This window comes from Streptomyces sp. NTH33 (assembly GCF_003236365.1).
GTDB lineage: Bacteria > Actinomycetota > Actinomycetes > Streptomycetales > Streptomycetaceae > Streptomyces.
In genome coordinates, this window is the sequence record NZ_POTZ01000801.1 from 1 (window position 1) to 1,857 (window position 1,857).

The 1,857-nt window shown below is 71.2% G+C and carries 3 protein-coding genes and 1 pseudogene; 3 read left to right on the forward strand and 1 reads right to left on the reverse strand.

The window, feature by feature from the left end; genetic code table 11:
- Window positions 1-280 (reverse strand): annotated as a pseudogene (locus tag C1I97_RS42195) (SLATT domain-containing protein); the annotation flags it as partial.
- Between the two features lie 256 nt (window positions 281-536).
- On the opposite strand from C1I97_RS42195, the gene C1I97_RS36400 reads away from it, so the two are divergent.
- The 3 genes from C1I97_RS36400 to C1I97_RS36410 all read left to right on the forward strand — a co-directional run.
- The gene (locus tag C1I97_RS36400) at window positions 537-881 is read left to right on the forward strand and encodes a YbaB/EbfC family nucleoid-associated protein (RefSeq protein ID WP_111007178.1); all 345 of its coding nucleotides are present in this window, start codon (window positions 537-539) and stop codon (window positions 879-881) included.
- A gap of 58 nt (window positions 882-939) precedes the next feature.
- Entirely contained in the window at window positions 940-1,539 is a 600-nt protein-coding gene (gene recR, locus C1I97_RS36405; protein WP_111007179.1) for a recombination mediator RecR, read from the forward strand.
- Window positions 1,532-1,857 (forward strand): DUF5063 domain-containing protein (locus C1I97_RS36410; protein WP_146608422.1); only part of this gene is annotated, 326 nt, incomplete at its 3' end. The genes recR and C1I97_RS36410, both read left to right, overlap by 8 nt.

Here is a 1,857-nt window from a genome sequence, read left to right on the forward strand (position 1 = left end):
GGGCGCGGACGACCTCCCCCGCGGCCTCGTGTCCGCCCGGCGCGTGGTCGACATCCTGGCGCTCGCGCCGGAATCCGACCGGCACGGCGCACGAGTGGCGGCGCCCGCCAAACCCGCCCCGCTCCACCCACCGGTACAGCTCGTCCAGCCGCTGCGCCGGCTCGCCCCAGTCTCCGAGCGGAAAGGGCCGCCCGGTCAGGTCGCCCGGCCGCAGCCCGGCCGCGCCGTCGTCCCGTCCGTCCTGAGGCGGACGCTCGGGCTGCATCTCCGGCTGACCCACCCGGCACTCCCTACTGATCACGGTCCGTGACGCTGGCTGACACGCCGGACCCTTCCTACCCCCCAACGGGTGGCGAAGAGGCGAAAAGCGCGGCCTTTCCGCTCGGAAGGAGGCGTTGATCAGGTATAGGGCTCATCCGAGAGTCACCCGAAAGAGTGGCGGGGCGCTGGCTGCCCGGACCACGTAGGCTCGTGCCAGCGGGAAACCGGAGTCGGTCCCCGCCCGGCGGACAGTCGTACGAAAGCAGGAGCTGATCGTGATTCCCGGTGGTGGCCAGCCCAACATGCAGCAGCTGCTCCAGCAGGCCCAGAAGATGCAGCAGGACCTGCAGCGGGCGCAGGAGGAACTGGCGCGGACCGAGGTCGACGGGCAGGCGGGCGGCGGCCTGGTCAGGGCCACCGTCACCGGCGCCGGCGAGCTGCGCGCGCTGAAAATCGACCCGAAGGCGGTCGACCCCGAGGACACGGAGACCCTCGCCGACCTGATCGTCGCGGCCGTCCAGGCGGCCAACGACAACGCCCAGACGCTCCAGCAGCAGAAGCTCGGTCCGCTCGCCCAGGGCCTGGGCGGCGGCAGCGGCATCCCGGGCCTGCCCTTCTAAGAAGGGCGCCGGACAACTACCGTACGTACCGAAGCGAGTCAGGAAGGACGGCAGTCCGTTGTACGAAGGCGTGGTCCAGGACCTCATCGACGAGCTCGGGCGGCTGCCCGGCGTCGGTCCCAAGAGCGCGCAGCGGATCGCCTTCCACATCCTGCAGGCCGAACCGGCGGACGTACGGCGCCTCGCCCAGGCCCTGCTCGAGGTGAAGGCGAAGGTCCGCTTCTGCGCGACCTGCGGCAACGTCGCGCAGGAGGAGCTGTGCGGGATCTGCCGCGACGCCCGCCGCGACACCTCGGTGATCTGCGTGGTGGAGGAGCCGAAGGACGTCGTCGCCATCGAGCGCACGCGTGAGTTCCGTGGCCGCTACCACGTGCTCGGCGGGGCGATCAGCCCCATCGAGGGCGTGGGCCCGGACGACCTGCGCATCCGGGAGCTGCTGGCCCGCCTCGCGGACGGCACGGTCACGGAGCTGATCCTGGCCACGGACCCGAATCTCGAGGGCGAGGCGACGGCGACGTACCTCGCCCGCATGATCAAGCCCATGGGCCTGAAGGTCACCCGCCTGGCCAGCGGCCTTCCGGTGGGTGGCGATCTGGAATACGCGGACGAGGTCACCCTCGGCCGCGCCTTCGAGGGGAGACGACTGCTAGATGTCTGATGCCACGCTGCACGCCGTCGGTCAGAACCCGGACGACTTCGCGGTCCAGATCGCCGACCAGATCGAGAGCTTCCTGGTCGCCGTCACCGAGGTCGCCAAGGGCGACGAGCCGGACTCGGCGGTGCCCTTCCTCCTGCTGGAGGTCTCCCAGCTGATGCTGGCCGGCGGCCGCCTCGGCGCGCACGAGGACATCGTGCCCGAGGAGCGGTACGAGCCCGACCCCGGCCCGGAGCAGGACGTGGACGCCCTCCGCGAGAACCTGGCCCGCCTGCTGGACCCGGTCGACATCTACTCTGAGGTCTTCGACCCCTACGAGCC